We start from the raw sequence: 17,479 nt of genomic DNA, 5'->3' as shown, positions 1-17,479 counted from the left end.
ACTGATCCACCCCGAAGGGCTTCACCGTTCGACTTGCATGTGTTAAGCACGCCGCCAGCGTTCGTCCTGAGCCAGGATCAAACTCTCCGTGAATGTTTACTCGGCCCCACAATCAAGCAGGGCCGGTCCACACCCGCGTTGAGCGGCACGGCAACCACCGGAATAGGGTGGTCCCGCGCACTGCGTCCTCGCTAGTGTTTGTTTCAAAAGGAATCTCCAACCCCAGGAAACCTGAGGCCGGGGATGTCAACATATCTGGCGTTGACTTTTGGCACGCTGTTGAGTTCTCAAGGAACGGACGCTTCCTTCGGACCGCCTTCCAGCGGGCCCTCCGGGCGCTTCGTTCTTTCGTGTTTCCAGCTTATCAGATGTTTTCCGCTCCGTTTTCCGGGGCTTCGTCATCCAACTCGCTGGTGTCTTCTGCGGCTTGACGCCCCGTCCGACGTTTCAAACTCTAGCCGACCCTCGCTCCGAAAAGCGAATCCAGCCGCAATCCGATAAAACGCACATGCCACATAAGCACCGAGCCGAGACGCGAAAAGCGAAACGGCAGGCGCAGACCTGACGCGGTGTTTCAAGGGATTGGCCGCCCCGGGACCGTCCGCGCCGATGCGTGTCCGGTGCTCCCTGCCGAGCGACTGGGAGACAGTACCCCCGTCCGGCCCCCGGGACAAACTCGGCTCGTCAGGCCCGGCCGACCGCCCGGGCTGGGCCGGGCTGGGCCGACCAGGGGAATCCGGGGACCGCCGCCGCTTCGTGGCCCGTAGCCCAGGGCCTCGGCCGCTAGCTTTGTCGACGCTTGGTCAACTCCCCTCGAACACCCCAGGGACCAGCCATGTCCAAAGCCCTTCGGCGCACCTTCGTCGCCGCCACCTCCCTGCTGGCGCTGCTCGCCGGCGCTTCGCCCGCCCTCCCCACCCAGGGCACCTTCCTGGCCCCGATCGCCGAGCACCACCACGACAGCTCACTGATGTACGGCACCAGCAGTAACTGGTCCGGCTACGCGGCCACCGGCGGCAAGTTCACCAGCGTCAGCGCCGAGTGGGTCCAGCCGACCGTCACCTGCACCAAGACCGACACCTGGTCCGCCTTCTGGATCGGTCTCGACGGAGACGGCAGCAGGACGGTCGAACAGATCGGCACCGAGGCGGACTGCTCGGGTGGCACACCGGTCTACGGGTCCTGGTACGAGATGTACCCGGCCTACCCGGCCTATTTCAACAACGCCGTGCACCCCGGCGACCACTTCACCGCGAGCGTCACCACGACCGGCAACGGTGTCTTCAACCTCACCCTCCGCAATGTGACGAGGAACTGGAGCCGCAGCATCGCCAAGTCGTTGAAGAGCGCGACCCTGGCCTCCGCCGAGGTGATCGCCGAGGCACCGTCCAGCAGCACCGGCGTCCTTCCGCTCGCCGACTTCGGCACCGTCGGGTTCACCAACGCCAAGGTGAACGGGAAGAGCCTCGGCGCCTCGAACCCGTCGGTCATCGACATGGCCACGAAGGACGGCGTCACCAAGGCGACCACCTCCGGAATCACCGACGGCACCGCGTTCTCGGTGACCTGGAAGCACAGCTGACCGATCCCCCGGCGACGCCTGACGTCCACAACCGTCAGGCGTCGCCCGTCAGCCGTCGGCCCCGCTCCAGGAAGTCCAGCAGCCCGCCGGCGCCACCGAGCCCGTGGACCGTCCGGGCGGCGCCGAACGGCGCGTTCCAGAACTCCCCCTGCTGCCGCTCGTGCGGGCCGACGTAGGCGTACGGCTCAGCGAGGAACGCGTCCCCGGGCGAGAGGCCGTAGTTCACCGCGTCGACGGTGATCCCCAGGTCGAAGTGCTCGGGCCAGATGACCGGCTCCTCCGTAGGGAACAGTTCCCTCAGCGCCGCCTCGCCGAGCGCGAAGCAGTGCGCGAGCCACCGGGCCGCAGCCGGATCCACCTCGATCGGCCGGTCGGCGGCGACGCCCGGACCGTCCCGGTACACCCCCTCGGGGGCGCCGACGCCGAGCCCGAGGGCCGCGCCGAGCGCGACGCAGCTGCTCCGTTCGAGCGACACCGCCCGCCCGCGGCCCACCAGCTCCGCGCCCACCACCCGCAGCCCCGGCTCGGCCACCGTCCCGAACCCGCCCGGGCGGGCCCGCAGCCGGATCGTCCCGCTCGCCCGGTACTGCGGCCCGGCCAGCACCAGCTCCGCCACCGCGTGCAGGGAGCGACGGGTCCGTACGAGCGTCTCGGCGTCCATGGAGGCATCGTCTCCCGGGAAGCGGGTCCGCGCACGGTCCTGCACCGTCCCGACAATCACCCCGACCACCACCGGGGCGCGGCCGGAGAGGTCCACCGGGAGGCCCACCACACGGTGCGGAGTTCTCATCGAACTACCTCTTGAAAGTGGGGGGTTGGTGAGGGAATCATGACAGCCCTCACACAACCGGGGAGTTGAGACCTCATGGGCGCCGTGGCGGCCGGCACCGGAACGGCACGGCGGACGGCCGCGGCGAGTCGCCGTCAGCTGGCGGTCCTCCTGACCGCCAAGACGATCTCGGACGTCGGCTACGCGCTCGACTTCATCTGCCTGTCCGTCTTCGTCTGGGAGCTCGACCACTCGGCCCTGGACACCGGGCTGGTCAGCGTGGCGCTGTACGCGGGCGCGATCGCGGGCGGGCGGCTCGGGCACCGCTACGGGGACCGCTGGGACCGCCGCCGGGTGATGATCGGCGCCGACCTCGCCCGGTCGCTCATGCTGGCGCTGCTGGCGGTGCTGCCGGCGGGCGCGCAGAACTGGTGGCTGTACCCGGCGGTCATGGTGATCGGCAGCGGGCGGTCGGTCTTCGAGGCCACGCTGTCCGCCGCCACGCCCGTGCTGGCCGGGCCGCGCACCCCGTCGGTGAACAGCGCGCTGGCCGGGCTCAAGGGGGTGGCCTTCATGGTCGGCATGGGCCTCGCCACCGTCCTGGTCCCCCTGGCCGGGTACCGCTGGGTGTTCGGGCTGGACGCGGCCAGCTACGCGCTCTCGGCCGCGGTGCTGCTCGCGCTGCGCCTGCGGATGAGGGAGCCGGACGGCCCGGCCGCCGGAGCCCGGGAGCGCGCCGGCGCCTGGCCGTTGCTGGTGGCCGCGGGCCTGGCCGGCCTGGTCGCACTGCGCGGACTGGACGCCTTCGGCAGCGCCTCCCAGCACGTCGGACTGCCGCTGCTGGGCAGCGAACTGCGCCCGGACGAACCGGCCGTGGTCTCCGGCGCGGTGTGGGGCGCTTGGGCGGCCGGGCTGCTGCTGGCCAGCTTCGTGCTGCGGCCCCTGGCCAAGCGCATCGTCGACCGCGCACCGGCCCCGGTGTACTGCGTGGCCACGATGGTGATGTCGCTGGGCTTCATCGGTGTGTTCTGGCTCGACGGCTGGTGGCCGCGGCTGCTGGCGGCGGCCGGGGCCGGTCTGGGCGACGCGCTGAGCGAGATCACCTACAAGCAGTCCCTCCAGCAGCTGCCCGACGGGCGCAGGGGGCGGGCGTTCGGGCTGTCCCAGATCACGGTCAACGCGGGCTTCATGTCCGGTCTGCTCGTCACGAGCCTGGTGCTGCAGCCGGCCTGGGTGGCGCAGTGGGTGCTGCTGCTGCACGGCGTGCCGCTGCTGGTGGCCGGCTGGATGGCGGTCACCGCGACGCGGGCCGTCCGCTCGGCCGGGGCGCTCTCGTGAGCGGGCCCCGCCCGCCGGCCGGCACCGCGAACGGTGAGATCTACCTGGACTACGCCGGACTCGGCCGGCTCCGGCCGGCCGCCGTCGCCGCGATGCGCACCGCCGTGGACGAGGTGCTCCCGTACGGCAGCGCCAGGGTCGGGCCCCTGTTCGGCGCGCGGAACGCCGCCCGGCGGTCCGTCTCCCGGCTGCTCGGCTGCACGCCCGACGAGGTCGCCCTCGTCCCCAACACCTCGACCGGCATCCACCTGGTGGCCGACGGACTGGACTGGCGCCCGGGCGACCAGGTCGTGCTGTTCGACCGGGACTTCCCGGCCAACGTCCGGCCCTGGCTGCGGCTGCGCCGCTTCGGGGTCGAGCCGGTCTGGGTGCCGATGCGGGACGGCGGTCACCGGATCGAGGACGTGGCGGCGGCGGTCGGGCCGGCCACCCGCCTCGTGGCGGTGAGCCACGTCAACTTCGCGACCGGCTTCCGCTGCGACCTCGACCGGATCTGCGCGCTGGCCGCCGAGGTCGGGGCGCTGGTCTGCGTGGACGCCGTGCAGAGCTTCGGCGCGCTGCCGCTGTCGGTGGCCGACACCCCGGTGGACTTCCTGGCCGCAGGCGCGCACAAGTGGCTGTGCGGACCGCCGGGCACCGGGGTGTTCTACTGCCGGGCCGACCGGCTGGAGCTGCTGCGCACCACCCCCACCGGCTGGTTCGGCCACCAGGGCGCCGCAGAGGTGTCCAAGGGGCCGGGGCACCTGCGCTACGACCTGCCCGAACGGGCCGGGGCGGCCAGGGTCGAGGGCGGGATGTACGACCTGGTCGGCATGGCCGGGCTCGCCGCCGCGCTGGCCGAGCTGGAGGAGACCGGCATCACCGCGGTCACCGGACGGGTGCGCACGCTGGCCGACCGGCTGCGCGCCGGGATCGGCGAGCTCGGCTACGACCTGGCGCTCCCGCCGGACGGCACCGGGCACTCGGGCGTCGTGAGTTTCACCGGCCACCGGACGGAAGGGGTGGAGATCGTCCGGAGATTGGCGTCGGCCGGAATACACGTTTCCGTTCCGGACGGCTGGGTCCGGGTTTCCCCGCATTTCTGGACGACCGACGGAGAAGTGGCCGAGATCCTCTCGGAGCTTGCCGCGCAGAAGCCTTGACGGCGCAGTTCCGGTTCCCGAAGAATATCGCCCAACCGCTTCGCCGGACCGGATATCCGGACCGGCCCGTGAGAAGAAAGGGGTGACGAAATGGCTTACGAGACCTGGGAGTCCCTGGAGGACGAGGTCGAGATCAGCACTGGTGCGGCGGACTGCTGGACCTGTCTGATCGACGACGCCGGCGTCTGATCCCGGCGCTCCACGCATGCCCCGCGAGGGAATTCCGGTCCGTCCGGATATTCCGTCGCGGGGCATGTCGCCGATCGCCCGGTGGCCGACTCCAGAAAAGCAGAGGAATGACCGCGTGAACCGTTGGGAATTCAGTCACGGAATCGTCGGGGTCAACGCACCGAGTTGGCTCACCTTCGAGGTGCACCGCCCGTACTTCGACGGTGCCGAATCACCGGCCACCGCCGTCCAGGCACGGTCGGCGGTCCTGGCCGCCCGGCGTTTCGAGAATCCCGCTCCGGGCGCGCTGCGGTTCGGCATGACGATGCCCGCGAGCTACCGCCGGCTGCTGGTGCAGGAGTCCCGGCTGACCGCCTACCGGGCGGTGCTCCCGACCGACCTGCCCGACGAGCTGGCCTCCCCCGCCTGGCGGCGGATGACCGAGGCCTACCGGCGGCACGCCGAACTGGACCAGGTGGACCGGTCCGGGCTCGCGCACTGGCTGGTCGCGGTCTGCCTCCCCGCCGCGGTCCTGGAGGTCGTCCCGGAGGACCTCGACCCGGCGGCCTGCCGCGACCAGGTGACGGCGGGCGTCCAGGCCGCCCGCGCGGCCGCCCTGTTCGGCTCCGAAGGCCTCTCCGAGCGGACCACCGCGGCCTACCGGGTGCTGACCGACCACCCCGCGCCCACGGTCGCCCACGTCCAGGCGGTGGCCGCGTGGGGCTACCTGCTCGCCCGGCACGCCGGGGACGACTCCGCCGCGCCGCTCCTCCTCGACCGTGCCCGGGAGCTCCTCAAGGAGGTCGCGGGCGAGCTCACCCCCTTCACCCACACCGTCCTGACCGCCCGGCTGGCGCTGCGCGAGGTGATGTACGCCGAGCGGCAGCGGGACTTCGGCGGCGCCCGGGCGCTGCTGGCCGACGTCCGGGCGGGCGTCGCCGAGCTGACCGCACCCGACCGGGACGACGCACTGGTCCTGCTGGAGACCCGTCGGCGACTGCTCGACCGGCACCTGGAGATCGCGGTGCGGATGGGCGACACCGAGGCCGAGCGCACCGCCGTCGAGGAGGGCCTGGCCCTCGATCCGTGGGACGTCAAGATCCGGATGCAGGCGGCGCAGGCCCACGAGCGCGCCGGCGCGCACGAGCAGGCGCTGGCCGGGTACCTGCACGCCGCCCGGCTCGGCCCGTTCGGCACCGGCTTCGCGCTGCTGCGAGCCGCCCACTGCGCGCGCGAACTCGGGGACACCGAGTTCGCGCGGGTGCTCAACGAACGGGCCTTCCGCGCCGCACCGCGCGCCGCCGCCACCCGGGACGCGCTGCTGGAGGCCTGCCGCGAGGACGGCGACCGGCCGCTGGAGGAGCTGACCGGGCGCGCCGCCACCCGGGACCGGGAGCGGCCGTACGCCAACAACTGGCACTACCGGATGTACGCCTCGTACTTCAACCTGGGCGAGTCCGAATCCCCCGGCCTGTACGCCCGACTGCCCAGCCTCGCCTACGAGTTCGCCGAGCGCGGCGGCGAACGGGCCGAGGTCAACTGGCAGCGCCTCATGCCGCCGGCCTTCCGGGGCAACCTGATCCGCGAGTCCGGGCTGACCGAGTTCGCGGTCGACCATCCGGCCGATCTGCCCGAGCACCTGCGCACACCGCGCTGGAACCGGCTGTGCGAATGGCTGGAGGACTTCGACCGCTGCGACCCCGAGCGGCGCCGGCAGGTCGCCATGGTGCTGTACCGGCTCGGGTTCACCAAGCTCGTCCTGGAGCTGGTCCCGCCCGTACCGGTCGACCGGCTCCGGACCCCGGCCGAACTGCGCCTGCAACACTGGCGCGACCTGGTGCGGTACGTCGCCTCGGTCGGCGGAACGGTGGCCGCACCGGAGACCTCCTTCGCCATCGCCGGACACCCCGAGTGCCCGACCCACCTGCGGTTCGTCATCGCCGTGGTGGCGGTGGTGTTCCACGCCCGCGAGACGCGTTCGCAGGAGGAGGCGGCGCGCTGGCGGGAGATCGGCGCCCGCGCCCTGGAGGAGCTGCTGGCGGACCCGGACCGCTCGGCGTTCGAGAAGACGATGATGGAGAGCCGGTTCTACCGCAGCGTCAGCTTCGTCCCGTTCATGGCCGAGGACCGCGCCTGGCTGGCCCGCGACATGGACCGCGCCGAGGAGCTGGCCCGGGCGGTGCCCGCCGAGGGGCCGTACCAGGAGTTCCTCAAGCGGGAGAACCTGCGGGCCTGCGTGGAGAGCCGCTCCAAGGAGTGCTACGCGTTCGGCGAGGACGACCGCGGTGACCTCCTGGTCGCGGAGGCGCTGGCCCTGGACCCGTACGAGCCCAAGACCCACATCGAGGTGGCGGAGGGCCTGCTGCGGCGCGACCGCCCCCGGGAGGCGGCCGACAGCTTCCTGCGGACCGCCCGGCTCGGCCCGGTCTCCACCGCGTTCGGCTACGCGGCCGCGGCCGAGTGCTTCCGGCGGGCCGGCCGGCCGGTCCTGGCCGAGGACTGCTACCTCCAGGCCCTCAGGGTGGACCCGTACGCGATCTCCGCGGCGCGCGGCTGGGCGGCCGTCGGTGCGGCCGACGGCATGGCCGAACTGGCCAGTGCCTACCTCGCCGACCTGGAGGCCTGGGGCGCGGCCCGGCGCGCCGCCCGACGGGAGCGGGCGTGAGCGTCACCTGGGTGCTGCGCCCCGAGCCCGGCCCGGGGGCGGAGGCCGTCGTGCGGCCGGTGCGGGTCGGCGAACTGCCCGCCGACCTGCCCGCCGCGTTCCTCACCGGCACCGGGTTCAGCGGCGAGGTGGGCGAGGTGCTGCAACTGCCCGGCACCCCCGTGACCGTGCTGCTCGGGGTCGGGCCGCGGGACCGGACCGACCGGGACGCGATCCGGGCCGCGGCGGCCGGACTGGCCCGGGCCGTCGGCGCCTACCGGCGGCTGGCCGTCCACCCGCCGGGCCCGGACCTCCGGCCGCTGGTCGAGGGGTACCTGCTCGGCGGGTACCGGTTCACCCGGTACCGGAGCGGCGCGGCCGCGCCGACCGACCAGCTCGTCGAGGTGCTCACCCCCGGGACACCGGACGCCGCGCGCGGCCTGTTCGAGGGCCGCAGGCTGGCCGAGGCCGTGCTCCTGGCCCGGGACCTGGTCAACGAACCGGGCGAGGCCCTCACCCCGACCGTGTTCGCCGACCGCGCGGTCGAGCTCGCCGCGGCGACCGGTCTGGAGTGCGAGGTCTGGGACGGCCGCCGGATCGCCGACGAGCAGCTGGGCGGACTGCTCGGGGTCAGCCGGGGCTCCCTGGAGCCGCCCAGGCTGGTCAAGCTGGGCTACCGGCCGGACGGCCGGGCCGACGGTACGACAGGGGCCGCACGGATCGCGCTGGTCGGCAAGGGCGTCACCTTCGACGCCGGCGGCCTGTCCCTCAAGCCCAACGCGCAACTGGCCGGGATGAAGGCCGACATGGCCGGGGCGGCCGCCGTCCTCGGGGCGATGTCCGTCCTCGACGCGCTGGACTGCCCCGTCGCGGTGGACGCCTGGCTGCCGCTCACCGAGAACATGCCCAACGCCGACCCGATCCGGGTCGGCGACGTCCTGGTCATGCGCAACGGCACCACCGTCGAGATCTGCCACGCGGACGCCGAGGGACGGCTGATCATGGCCGACGCCCTGGTCCTGGCCGGCGAGACCGGGCCGCAGGCGATCATCGACATCGCCACCCTCACCGACGCCGCCGCGATCGCCCTGGGCCGCCGGGTCGCCGCGCTGATGGGCACCGACGACACCCTGGTGGAGCGCCTGCGCGCGGCCGGCACCCGGGCCGGGGAGCCGCTCTGGCCGCTGCCGCTGCCCGACGCGTACCGGCCCCAGCTCCGCTCCCGGATCGCCGACCTGGTCAACTACACCCTCGGCACCCGGCACGGCACCGCGCTGCTCGCCGGCCACTTCCTGCGCGAGTTCGTCCCGCCCGGCATCCCCTGGGCCCACCTCGACATCCAGGGCACCGCCCTCGCCGACGGGACCGACGCGGAATGGGTCGCCGGCGCCACCGGCTTCGGCGTCCGCACCCTGGCGGAGTTCCTCACCGGCCACCCCCACCCGCCCGTCTGACCGTCCGCCCGCGCGGAGCGGCCCGCGGCGACCCGGGACCGGCACGCGGGCGGCGCGGAGTGGCGTGGATCACGCCGGGATCCGGGCGGAGGGCGAAATGCGGGGGCCGCCGCGGTGGTTGGCACCGGCGATCACCGCTGACCCGGCGCACCCCACCGCTACCCGCGAGGAAACCCCATGACCGTCACCGAGCCTTCCTCCTCCCGCGCGGCCGAGATCCTCTCCCGGCCCGTCACGATCAACGGGCTGACCGTGCCCAACCGCATCGCCATGGCGCCGATGACGCGCCAGTTCTCCCCGGGCGGCGTCCCCGGCGAGAACGTGAGCGCCTACTACGCCCGCCGCGCCGCCGCGGGCGTCGGCCTGATCGTCACCGAGGGCACCTACGTCAACCACGAGTCCGCCGGGCAGAGCGACAGCATCCCGCGCTTCCACGGCGAGGAGCAGCTCGCCGGGTGGGCCCGCGTCGCCGCCGAGGTGCACGCGGCGGGCGGCACCATCGTGCCGCAGCTCTGGCACATCGGCATGGTGCGCAAGCAGGGCGAGCCGCCGGTCGCCGACGCCCCGGCCGTCGGCCCCTCCGGCATCCGGCTCGACGGCACCGAGGGCACCGGCCGGGCGATGACCCGGACCGACCTGGACGCCGTCATAGCCGCCTTCGCCGAGGCCGCCGCGGCCGCCGAGCGGATCGGCTTCGACGGCGTCGAGCTGCACGGCGCCCACGGCTACCTGCTCGACCAGTTCCTGTGGGCCGGCACCAACCGCCGCACCGACGGCTACGGCGGCGACCCGGTCGCCCGGACGAAGTTCACCGCCGAACTCGTCGCGGCCGTGCGCGCCGCCGTCTCCCCCGAGTTCCCGGTGATCTTCCGCTACTCGCAGTGGAAGTCGGAGAACTACGACGCCCGGCTCGCCGAGACCCCGCAGGAGCTGGAGTCGATCCTCGCCCCGCTCGCCGAGGCCGGCGTGGACGCCTTCCACGCCTCGACCCGCCGCTACTGGGTCCCCGAGTTCGACGGCTCCGACCTCAACCTGGCCGGCTGGACCAAGAAGCTCACCGGCCGCCCCACCATCACCGTGGGCTCCGTCGGCCTGGCCGGCGACGTCATCGCCGCCTTCGCCGGCGAGGGCTCCGAGACCCAGGGCATCGACAACCTCCTCGACCGCCTGGAGCGCGACGAGTTCGACCTCGTCGCGATCGGCCGCGCCCTGCTCCAGGACCCGCAGTGGGCCGCCAAGGTCCTCGGCGGACGCTTCTCCGAGCTGCGCCCCTACGACGCCGCCGCCGTCCGCACCCTGAGCTGACCGGCAGCGGCGCCGGTCGCGGCGGCGACACCGGTGGGGGGATCGGCCGATCCCCCCGCCGGTGCGCGCCCCGCGCCGTATGCTCGCCGGATGGAGACGAACGGGTCCTCACCTCCGTACGAAGTCCTGGTGGCGGGGCCGTACTTCACCGATCTGGTGTTCCACGGCCTGGACCGGCCGGTGCGGCCGGGTACCGAGGTGTTCGCGGACGGCTTCGGCCTGGTGCCGGGCGGCGCCTACACCCCGGCGATGGCACTGCACCGGCTCGGCCGACGGGTGGTGTGGAGCGCGGACTTCGGCACGGACCCGTTCAGCGCCCACGTCCTGGCCTGCGCCCGGCAGGAGGGCCTGGACGGGGCCGCGTTCCGGCGGCACCCGTTCCCGGTGCGCAGTCTGACCGTCGCCCTGGCCACCGAGGGCGACCGGGCGATGGTCAGCTTCCAGGACCGGGTCGACCCCGAGCCGCTCGCCCCGCTGCTGCGGCGGTTCCGCCCCCGGGTCCTGCTGCTGCCCCAACTGCGCTGGGACGAGGGCACGCTGGCGGCGTGCCGGGCCGCGCGGGAGCTGGGCGCCCTGGTGGTCATGGACTGCCACGACACGCCCGCGAGCCTCGACGACCCGGCCGTCCGCGCCGTCCTCGCCCTGGTCGACGTCCTCACCCCGAACGACGGTGAGGCGCTGCGCCTCACCGGTGCCGACGGCCTGGACGAGGCGGTCGACCTCCTCGGCCGCGTGGTGCCCACCCTGGTGGTCACCCGGGGCGCGCAGGGTGCCACGGCCGTCCGGGACGGCGAGCGCCACGACATCCCGGCCGCCCGGACCGCCGCCGGGGCCGCCGGCGTCGACCCTACGGCGGCGGGCGACTGCTTCACCGCGGGCCTGGTACACGGGCTCCTCGGCGGTTGGGACCTGCCCGACTGCCTCGCCGCCGCGTCGCTCTGCGGGGCCGCGGCAACCACCGGCCCCGGCTCGGGATCGGCCCTGCGCGCCGAGGAGCTCGACCGGCTCCTCGACCGCCGCCCCGACCGGGGCGGCCCCCGAACTCCGCTCGTAGCACCATGAGATGAACACTTCACCACCCGGCGTGATCGTGTTAGCGTCCGTCGGATGTCGAAGATTCTGGTCACCGATCTGGACGGCACCCTGCTCGGCGGCACCCCGGACGACCGGCGTCGATTACGGGACGCCCTGGCCCACCACCCCGAGGTGGTCACGGTCTTCGCCACCGGACGCGGCCTGGCCTCGATCCGCCAGGTGCTCCGCGACCCGCTCGTCCCCCGCCCCCGGTGGATCATCGCCGACGTCGGCGCCACCGTCCTGGACGGCGCCGACCTCACCCCCGTCGACCCCGTCCAGGACCAGCTGCGGGCCGGCTGGCCGGGCCCCGAGCGGGTCCGCGCCGCACTGCTCCGCTTTCCCGCACTCGCCTACCAGCACGGCGTCCACCAGGACGGGCGGTGCTCCTACCACCTCCCCCCGGACGGGCTCACCGGGGAGCTCACCGCGGCCGTCGAAGAACTCGGCTGCACCTGGGAGTACTCGGCGGACCGCTACTTCGACGTCCTGCCGCCCCACGCCTCCAAGGGCGACGCCCTGCGCGCCCTGGCCGCGAAGCTGGGCTGGCAGCCCGACGAGATCCTGGTCGCCGGCGACTCCCTCAACGACCTCTCGCTGTTCCGCGCCGGCACCCACGCGGTGGTCGTCGACGGGGCCGAACCCGCCCTGCTCACCGCCCTCATCGGGAACCCGCTGGTCCAGCGCCCGGGCCTGCCCGGCGCGGCCGGCATCCACGCGGCGCTCCGCACCCTCGGCTGGACCTCCCGCGGGGCCGACCACGGCATCGGGGCCGAGGCCGCCACCGAACCGCCCGTCGGCCGGCACTCCCTCGTCGTCGCCTACCACCGCCCGCCGCTGCACTGGAACGGCGAGAGCTGGCAGCCGCCCGACAGCCCCAACGGCATCCTGCCCACCCTGAGCAGCGCCTTCGCCGACGACCTGCCCGGCGTCTGGGTCGCCGCCCGCACCGGGCGCGACCGGCAGGCGCCGCTCCCGCACCCCGCCTCCGCCCCGCCCCTGGCCGCCGTACCCGTCGACCCGGCCACCTGGAGCGGCTACTTCCACCGCGCCTGCAAGGAGACGCTCTGGCCGGTCCTGATGTCCGCACCGGACCGGGCCGTCTTCGACGAAGGCGCGTGGGCCGACTACCGCACCGTCAACGCCCGCTTCGCCCGGCACATCAGCGCCCAGGCCGCCCCCGGCGCCACCGTCTGGCTGCACGACTACAACCTCTGGCTCGTCCCGGGCCTGCTCCGCCGGGCCCGCCCCGACCTGAGGACCGGGCTCTTCCACCACACCCCGTTCCCGGACCCGGAGACCTTCGCCGGCCTCCCCGTCGCCGCCGAACTCCGCTCCTCGCTCGCCTGCCTCGACTGGGCCGGCTTCCACACCGAGGCCTTCGCCGACCGCTTCCGCCGGACCCTCGCGGGCCTCCCCGGCCCGCCGCGCACCACCGTCCACCCGCTCGGCATCGACCGGCCGGCCGTCGAACGGCTCGCCCGCCTGCGCGCCCCGCACCGCCGCCCGGACACCCGGCGCGTCGTGCTCTCGGTGGAACGCCTCGACTACGCCAAGGCCCCGGTCCAGAAGGTCGACGCCGTCGACCGCCTGCTCGCCCGCCGCCCCGATCTGCGCGGCCGGCTCGTCTTCCGCCTGGTCTGCCCGCCGCCCGAGCCCGGGATCACCGCGTACGAGAGCACCCGCCGGCGCCTGGAGCGACGCGTCGCCGAGACCAACTCCCGCTGGCGCAGCGGGTCCTGGCAACCAGTCGACTACCGGCCGCACCGCCTCTCCACCGCCGAGGTGGTCGACCAGTACCTCACCGCGGACGTCCTCTGGATCACCTCGCTCCAGGACGGCATGAACCTCACCGCCAAGGAGTTCGTCGCCGCCCGCGCCGCGTTCCCGGAGCACCGGGCCGACCCGGGGGTCCTCGTCCTGTCCCGCCACACCGGCGCCGCGGCCGAACTCGGCGAGGCCGCCCTGCTCACCGATCCGCACTCCCCCGAGGACCTCACCGCCGTCCTCGCCCACGCCCTCGACCTCTCCCCCGCCGAGCGCCGCACCCGGATGGTCCGGCTCTCCGCCCTCCTCGGGCACAGCCGTCCCGCCGACTGGGCCCACGAGATCCTGCGCGCCATCCGCAGCGGCGCCCACCGGGGCCCGGCCGCCTGACGCGCCGTCGCCCCGGCCCGGGCGGCACCGGGGCCGGGGCGGCGGGGCCGGGGTTCACGGCTGGAAGCGGATCCCGCCGTCGAAGCGGATCGTCTCGCCGTTCACGTAGTCGTTCTCGATCAGGAAGCGCACCAGGTGCGCGAACTCCGCGGCCCGGCCGGCCCGCTTGGGGAAGGGGACGGGCGCGACCAGCTTGGCCTTGAACGCCTCGGCGGCCTCGCCCTCGCCGTAGATCGGCGTGTCGATGATGCCCGGGCAGATCGTGTTGACCCGGACACCGACCGCCGCCAGGTCGCGGGCGGCGGGCAGGGTCAGGCCGACGATGCCCGCCTTGGAGGCGGCGTAGGCGACCTGGCCCGTCTGGCCCTCCAGCGCCGCGACGGACGCCGTGTTGACCACCACGCCGCGCAGGCCGTCGGCGTCGACGGGCGCCGTCCGGGCGATCCGCGCGGCGCCGATCCGCAGCAGGTTGAAGGTGCCGACCAGGTTGACCCGGACGACGTTCTCGAACTGGCCGAGGTCGTGCGGAGCGCCGTCCCGCCCGACCGTCCTGGAGGCCCAGGCGATACCGGCGCTGTTGACGATGACGCGCAGCGGGAGGCCGGTGTCGACGGCGGCCTGGACGGCGGCCTCCACCTGCGCCTCGTCGGTCACGTCCGTCCTGACGAAGAGGCCGCCGACCTCGTCGGCCAGCGCCTTGCCCGGCTGCTCGCCGAGGTCGGCGATCACCACCTTGACGCCGTGGGCGGCCAGTTCGCGGATGGTGGCCGCGCCGAGTCCGCTCGCGCCGCCGGATACCACCGCGGAGATCCCGTTCGTGTCCATGGCTCGCAGTACCTTCTTCCAGGATCGATTGGTCAGGGCCGGTCGGTGCCGGGCGCGTCGCGCCGGGCGGCGACGAGCCGGATGAACGTGTCGGCGGTCGAGTTGCGGTAGAAGTCGCGGGGCGCGATCCTCGGCAGCCCCCGCTCCTGCAAGGACCTGAGCACCCGCAGCACCAGCAGCGAATTGCCGCCCAGCAGGAAGAAGTTGTCGGCCATGGACACCTCGGCCCCCAGGTGGTGGCTCCAGATGCCCAGGACCTCCGCGGCGAGGTCGTCGGTCGCGGCCGTACCAGTCGCGGTGGCGTCGGCCCGACCGGCGGCGGCCGGTGGCGGGAGCCGGTCGAGGTCCGGCTTGCCGTTGGTGGTGAGCGGGACGGCGGGGATCCGGGTGAGCGTGGCGGGGACCATGTAGTCGGGCAGGATGCGGCGGGCGCTGTCGAGGATCCGTGCGGTGTCGGCGTCCCCGGCCTCCTGCGCTTCTCCGGCCAGGACGACGTAGGCGTCGATCCGGCTGCTCGCCGGATCGTCGGGAGCCGCCGCGGTGGCGACGACGACGGCCTCGCTCACCGCCGGGTCGGCCGCCAGCACGGCCCGGATCTCGCCCGGTTCGATCCGGTGCCCGCGGATCTTGACCTGCTGGTCCAGCCGTCCGAGGTGGTCGAGGCTGCCGTCGGGGCGCAGCCGCCCCTGGTCCCCGCTGCGGTAGAGGCGTTCGCCCGTCGCCTCGTCGGTGACGAACCGCTGGGCCGTGAGCTCCGGCCGGCCCAGGTAGCCCGCCGCGAGTCCGGCGCCGCCCACGTGGATCTCGCCCGCCGCCCCCGGTGGCAGGACGCGTCCCCGCGCGTCCCGGACGGAGACCGACCAGCCGGGCAGGGCGCGTCCGACCGAGCGGGAGCCGGCGACCACCTCGGCCGGGGTGATCGTCTGGGCGGTCACGTGCACGGTGGTCTCGGTGATGCCGTACATGTTCACCACCCGGCACCGGGTCGGGGAGTGCCCGGCGAACCAGGGGGCGAGCAGCGCCACGTCGAGCGGTTCGCCGCCGAAGACCAGCAGGCGCACCGACAGTTCGGCCTTCGCGGCCCGGTCCGCGCGGACGAGTTGGGCGAAGGCCGACGGGGTCTGGTTGAGGACGGTGACCCGCTGCTCGACCAGGAGCCGGTGGAACTCCTCGGGGTCGCGCGCCGTCCAGTGCGGGACGACGACGAGGCGTCCGCCGCTGAGCAGGCAGCCCCAGGTCTCCCAGACCGAGAAGTCGAAGGCGGTGGAGTGGAACAGCGTCCAGACGTCGTCGGGGCGCAGCGCGAAGTCCGGACCGGTCGCCGCCAGCAGGGCGGTCACGTTGCGGTGCGGGACGACCACGCCCTTGGGGCGGCCGGTGGACCCGGACGTGTAGATCACGTAGGCGTCGTCGGCGGGGGTTCCCGGCCGTCGGTCGCCGCCCCAGCCGGGCACGCCGAGGGCGCTCAGCTCGTCGAGGCCCACGACCCGGACGTCCGCGACGGCGGGGAAGGACTCCGCGCCGGCGACGACGAGGGGCAGTCGCGCGTCCTCGACGACGTACCGCAGCCGGTCCGCCGGGTAGCGGACGTCCATCGGGACGTAGGCGCACCCGGCTTTCAGGATGCCGAGCATCGCGACGACCACCGAGGCGTCGCGGTCCAGGCAGACACCGACCTTGCTCCCCGGGGCGACTCCGAGGGCGTGCAGGCCTGCCGCGACCCGGTCGGCGCGCTCGTCGAGCTGTCCGTACGTCAGCTCTCCGTGTTCGTCGGTCAGCGCCACCGCGTCGGGGCGTCGGCGGGCCGCCTCCTCGAAGCAGTCGTCGATCCGCCGGTCGGCGCCGGGGCCGGGGGCCCGGCCGGCGCCGCCCCGGCGCAGGACCCGGGCCGTCTCCTCCGGGGTCAGGGGCGGCAGCGTGGCCGGGACGGTCGTGCCGGAGTCGGCCGCGAACCGTGCGGCCAGCCGCTCGACCGAGGCGCAGAAGGTGTCGGCCACCTCCGGGGCGAGGACGCCCTCGTCGAACCAGCAGGACGCCTCGGCCGTGCCGTCGGGGTGTTCCAGGAGGTGCACGGTGATCGGGAAGACGGGCGTCAGGCAGGGCAGGTAGGTGCAGCCGTCCCAGGCCTCGGCGTGGACGACGCCGACCGCCGGGAGCTCCGGCCCGGGGGCCGGACCGGGTGCGAGGTCGGTTTCGGGTCCGGGTGCGGCGAGTCGGTCGGCGACGCTCTGCTCCTCGTCGATCTTCCGGGTGCTCAGGCGTGCGCGCTCCGCTCGTCCGCGTGCCACGTCGAGGTGCCCGATCGTCACGGTCTCCGTTCCGGCGTACCGGGCGACGGTGAGGGCGAGGGCCTCCAGGAGCAGCCGCGCGGTACGCGGTCCCCGGCCGGCTCCGGGGCCGGGCACGGCGAGCGGGCGGGCGCTGACGGTACCGCCGCGGTGCCGGTCCCCCAGGCCCCAGTCGGCCGGGGCGGGCGCGGCCCACGGGGTGGACGGGGTGGACGGCGCGGACTGCGCGTCGGCGGACGGCGGCTCCACCGCCGCCCCGGTGAGCAGGGCCCCGGCCAGCTGCTCCAGCAGGGCGCGCGGGACGAGGTGGCGCAGGGCGACGAGCACCAGGTCCGCGGTTCCGTCGGCGTACGTCAGCCGGACGGCGCGGAGCGGGGAGCGTTCGTCGTGGACCGGGCGCAGCAGCTCCCGCCGGGCCCGCGCGGCGGCCCCCGGGTCGTCCCGGGTGGTCGCGACCCTGGTCTCCCAGAGCCGGGGCGAGCCGAGTTCCGGCAGACGGCGGGCGGCCTGCGCCAGCCGTCGGCCGGTGTCGTCCGGGCCGGGCGTGCCGGGCAGCCGGGCGATCACCCCGTGGCAGGCCCGCCCCTGCGCGGGCAGCCGCAGGCCGGACGGCAGCCCGGGGTGCGCCCGGTCGTGGCCGGTGCCGGTGGGCGGTCCGGCCACGGGTGGGGGCGGCGTCGCTTCGGTCTGTGCAACCACGGTCGGCCTCCTGCCGAGCTCTGGGCGGTCCGGT

The 17,479-nt window shown here is 74.4% G+C and carries 11 protein-coding genes and 1 rRNA gene; 8 read left to right on the top strand and 4 right to left on the bottom strand.

All coding sequences use genetic code 11. The features are described from left to right. Window positions 1–93: ribosomal RNA gene (locus ACFY2K_RS11595) — 16S ribosomal RNA — on the bottom strand; the annotation flags it as partial. 742 nt (window positions 94–835) lie between these two features. On the opposite strand from ACFY2K_RS11595, the gene ACFY2K_RS11590 reads away from it, so the two are divergent. Next, complete coding sequence (locus ACFY2K_RS11590; RefSeq protein WP_387710967.1) at window positions 836–1,582, top strand: G1 family glutamic endopeptidase; 747 nt, start codon at window positions 836–838, stop codon at window positions 1,580–1,582. Between the two features lie 34 nt (window positions 1,583–1,616). On the opposite strand, the gene ACFY2K_RS11585 is transcribed toward ACFY2K_RS11590, so the two are convergent. Continuing rightward, window positions 1,617–2,243, bottom strand: coding sequence for a hypothetical protein (locus ACFY2K_RS11585; protein ID WP_387710965.1), 627 nt, complete (start codon window positions 2,241–2,243; stop codon window positions 1,617–1,619). A 204-nt stretch (window positions 2,244–2,447) separates the two neighbouring features. On the opposite strand from ACFY2K_RS11585, the gene ACFY2K_RS11580 reads away from it, so the two are divergent. The 7 genes from ACFY2K_RS11580 (at window position 2,448) to ACFY2K_RS11550 (ending at window position 13,633) form a co-directional block, all read left to right on the top strand. Then, entirely contained in the window at window positions 2,448–3,689 is a 1,242-nt protein-coding gene (locus tag ACFY2K_RS11580) for an MFS transporter (RefSeq protein ID WP_387710963.1), read from the top strand. Next, a complete protein-coding gene (locus ACFY2K_RS11575) occupies window positions 3,686–4,831 on the top strand; it encodes an aminotransferase class V-fold PLP-dependent enzyme (RefSeq protein WP_387710961.1) in 1,146 nt (381 codons plus the stop codon). Before ACFY2K_RS11580 ends, ACFY2K_RS11575 begins: the two co-directional genes overlap by 4 nt. Before the next feature lie 304 nt (window positions 4,832–5,135). Further along, entirely contained in the window at window positions 5,136–7,664 is a 2,529-nt protein-coding gene (locus ACFY2K_RS11570; protein ID WP_387710959.1) for a hypothetical protein, read from the top strand. Then, complete coding sequence (locus ACFY2K_RS11565; protein WP_387710957.1) at window positions 7,661–9,097, top strand: leucyl aminopeptidase; 1,437 nt, start codon at window positions 7,661–7,663, stop codon at window positions 9,095–9,097. Before ACFY2K_RS11570 ends, ACFY2K_RS11565 begins: the two co-directional genes overlap by 4 nt. Window positions 9,098–9,274: 177 nt before the next feature. Next, on the top strand, window positions 9,275–10,402 hold the full coding sequence (locus tag ACFY2K_RS11560) for an NADH:flavin oxidoreductase (RefSeq protein WP_387710955.1): 1,128 nt from the start codon (window positions 9,275–9,277) through the stop codon (window positions 10,400–10,402). Window positions 10,403–10,492: 90 nt separating this feature from the next. Next, a complete protein-coding gene (locus ACFY2K_RS11555) occupies window positions 10,493–11,464 on the top strand; it encodes a carbohydrate kinase family protein (RefSeq protein WP_380528526.1) in 972 nt (323 codons plus the stop codon). Window positions 11,465–11,509: 45 nt separating this feature from the next. Beyond that, complete coding sequence (locus tag ACFY2K_RS11550) at window positions 11,510–13,633, top strand: HAD-IIB family hydrolase (RefSeq protein ID WP_387710953.1); 2,124 nt, start codon at window positions 11,510–11,512, stop codon at window positions 13,631–13,633. 54 nt (window positions 13,634–13,687) lie between these two features. Here ACFY2K_RS11550 and ACFY2K_RS11545 read toward each other — a convergent pair whose 3' ends face one another. Beyond that, window positions 13,688–14,458 carry an SDR family oxidoreductase gene (locus tag ACFY2K_RS11545; protein WP_387710952.1) on the bottom strand — a complete coding sequence of 257 codons (771 nt, stop codon included), beginning with the start codon at window positions 14,456–14,458 and terminating at the stop codon, window positions 13,688–13,690. A gap of 32 nt (window positions 14,459–14,490) precedes the next feature. Beyond that, window positions 14,491–17,445, bottom strand: a complete 2,955-nt coding sequence (locus ACFY2K_RS11540) for an amino acid adenylation domain-containing protein (RefSeq protein WP_387710950.1) — start codon at window positions 17,443–17,445, stop codon at window positions 14,491–14,493. Window positions 17,446–17,479: the final 34 nt, after the last annotated feature.

It is taken from the genome of Kitasatospora sp. NPDC001309 (assembly GCF_042896295.1).
In the GTDB taxonomy this organism is placed as follows: Bacteria; Actinomycetota; Actinomycetes; order Streptomycetales; family Streptomycetaceae; genus Kitasatospora.
The sequence above is the reverse complement of the archived record's forward strand: the minus strand, read 5'-3'. Positions and strand labels throughout refer to the sequence as shown.

What these genes read in the sequence shown, in the direction of transcription:
- ACFY2K_RS11590 (WP_387710967.1), top strand. Translation starts at nt 836, where the DNA reads ATGTCCAAAGCCCTTCGGCGCACCTTCGTCGCCGCCACCTCCCTGCTG.
- ACFY2K_RS11585 (WP_387710965.1), bottom strand. Translation starts at nt 2,243, where the DNA reads ATGGACGCCGAGACGCTCGTACGGACCCGTCGCTCCCTGCACGCGGTG.
- ACFY2K_RS11580 (WP_387710963.1), top strand. Translation starts at nt 2,448, where the DNA reads ATGGGCGCCGTGGCGGCCGGCACCGGAACGGCACGGCGGACGGCCGCG.
- ACFY2K_RS11560 (WP_387710955.1), top strand. Translation starts at nt 9,275, where the DNA reads ATGACCGTCACCGAGCCTTCCTCCTCCCGCGCGGCCGAGATCCTCTCC.
- ACFY2K_RS11555 (WP_380528526.1), top strand. Translation starts at nt 10,493, where the DNA reads ATGGAGACGAACGGGTCCTCACCTCCGTACGAAGTCCTGGTGGCGGGG.
- ACFY2K_RS11550 (WP_387710953.1), top strand. Translation starts at nt 11,510, where the DNA reads ATGTCGAAGATTCTGGTCACCGATCTGGACGGCACCCTGCTCGGCGGC.
- ACFY2K_RS11545 (WP_387710952.1), bottom strand. Translation starts at nt 14,458, where the DNA reads ATGGACACGAACGGGATCTCCGCGGTGGTATCCGGCGGCGCGAGCGGA.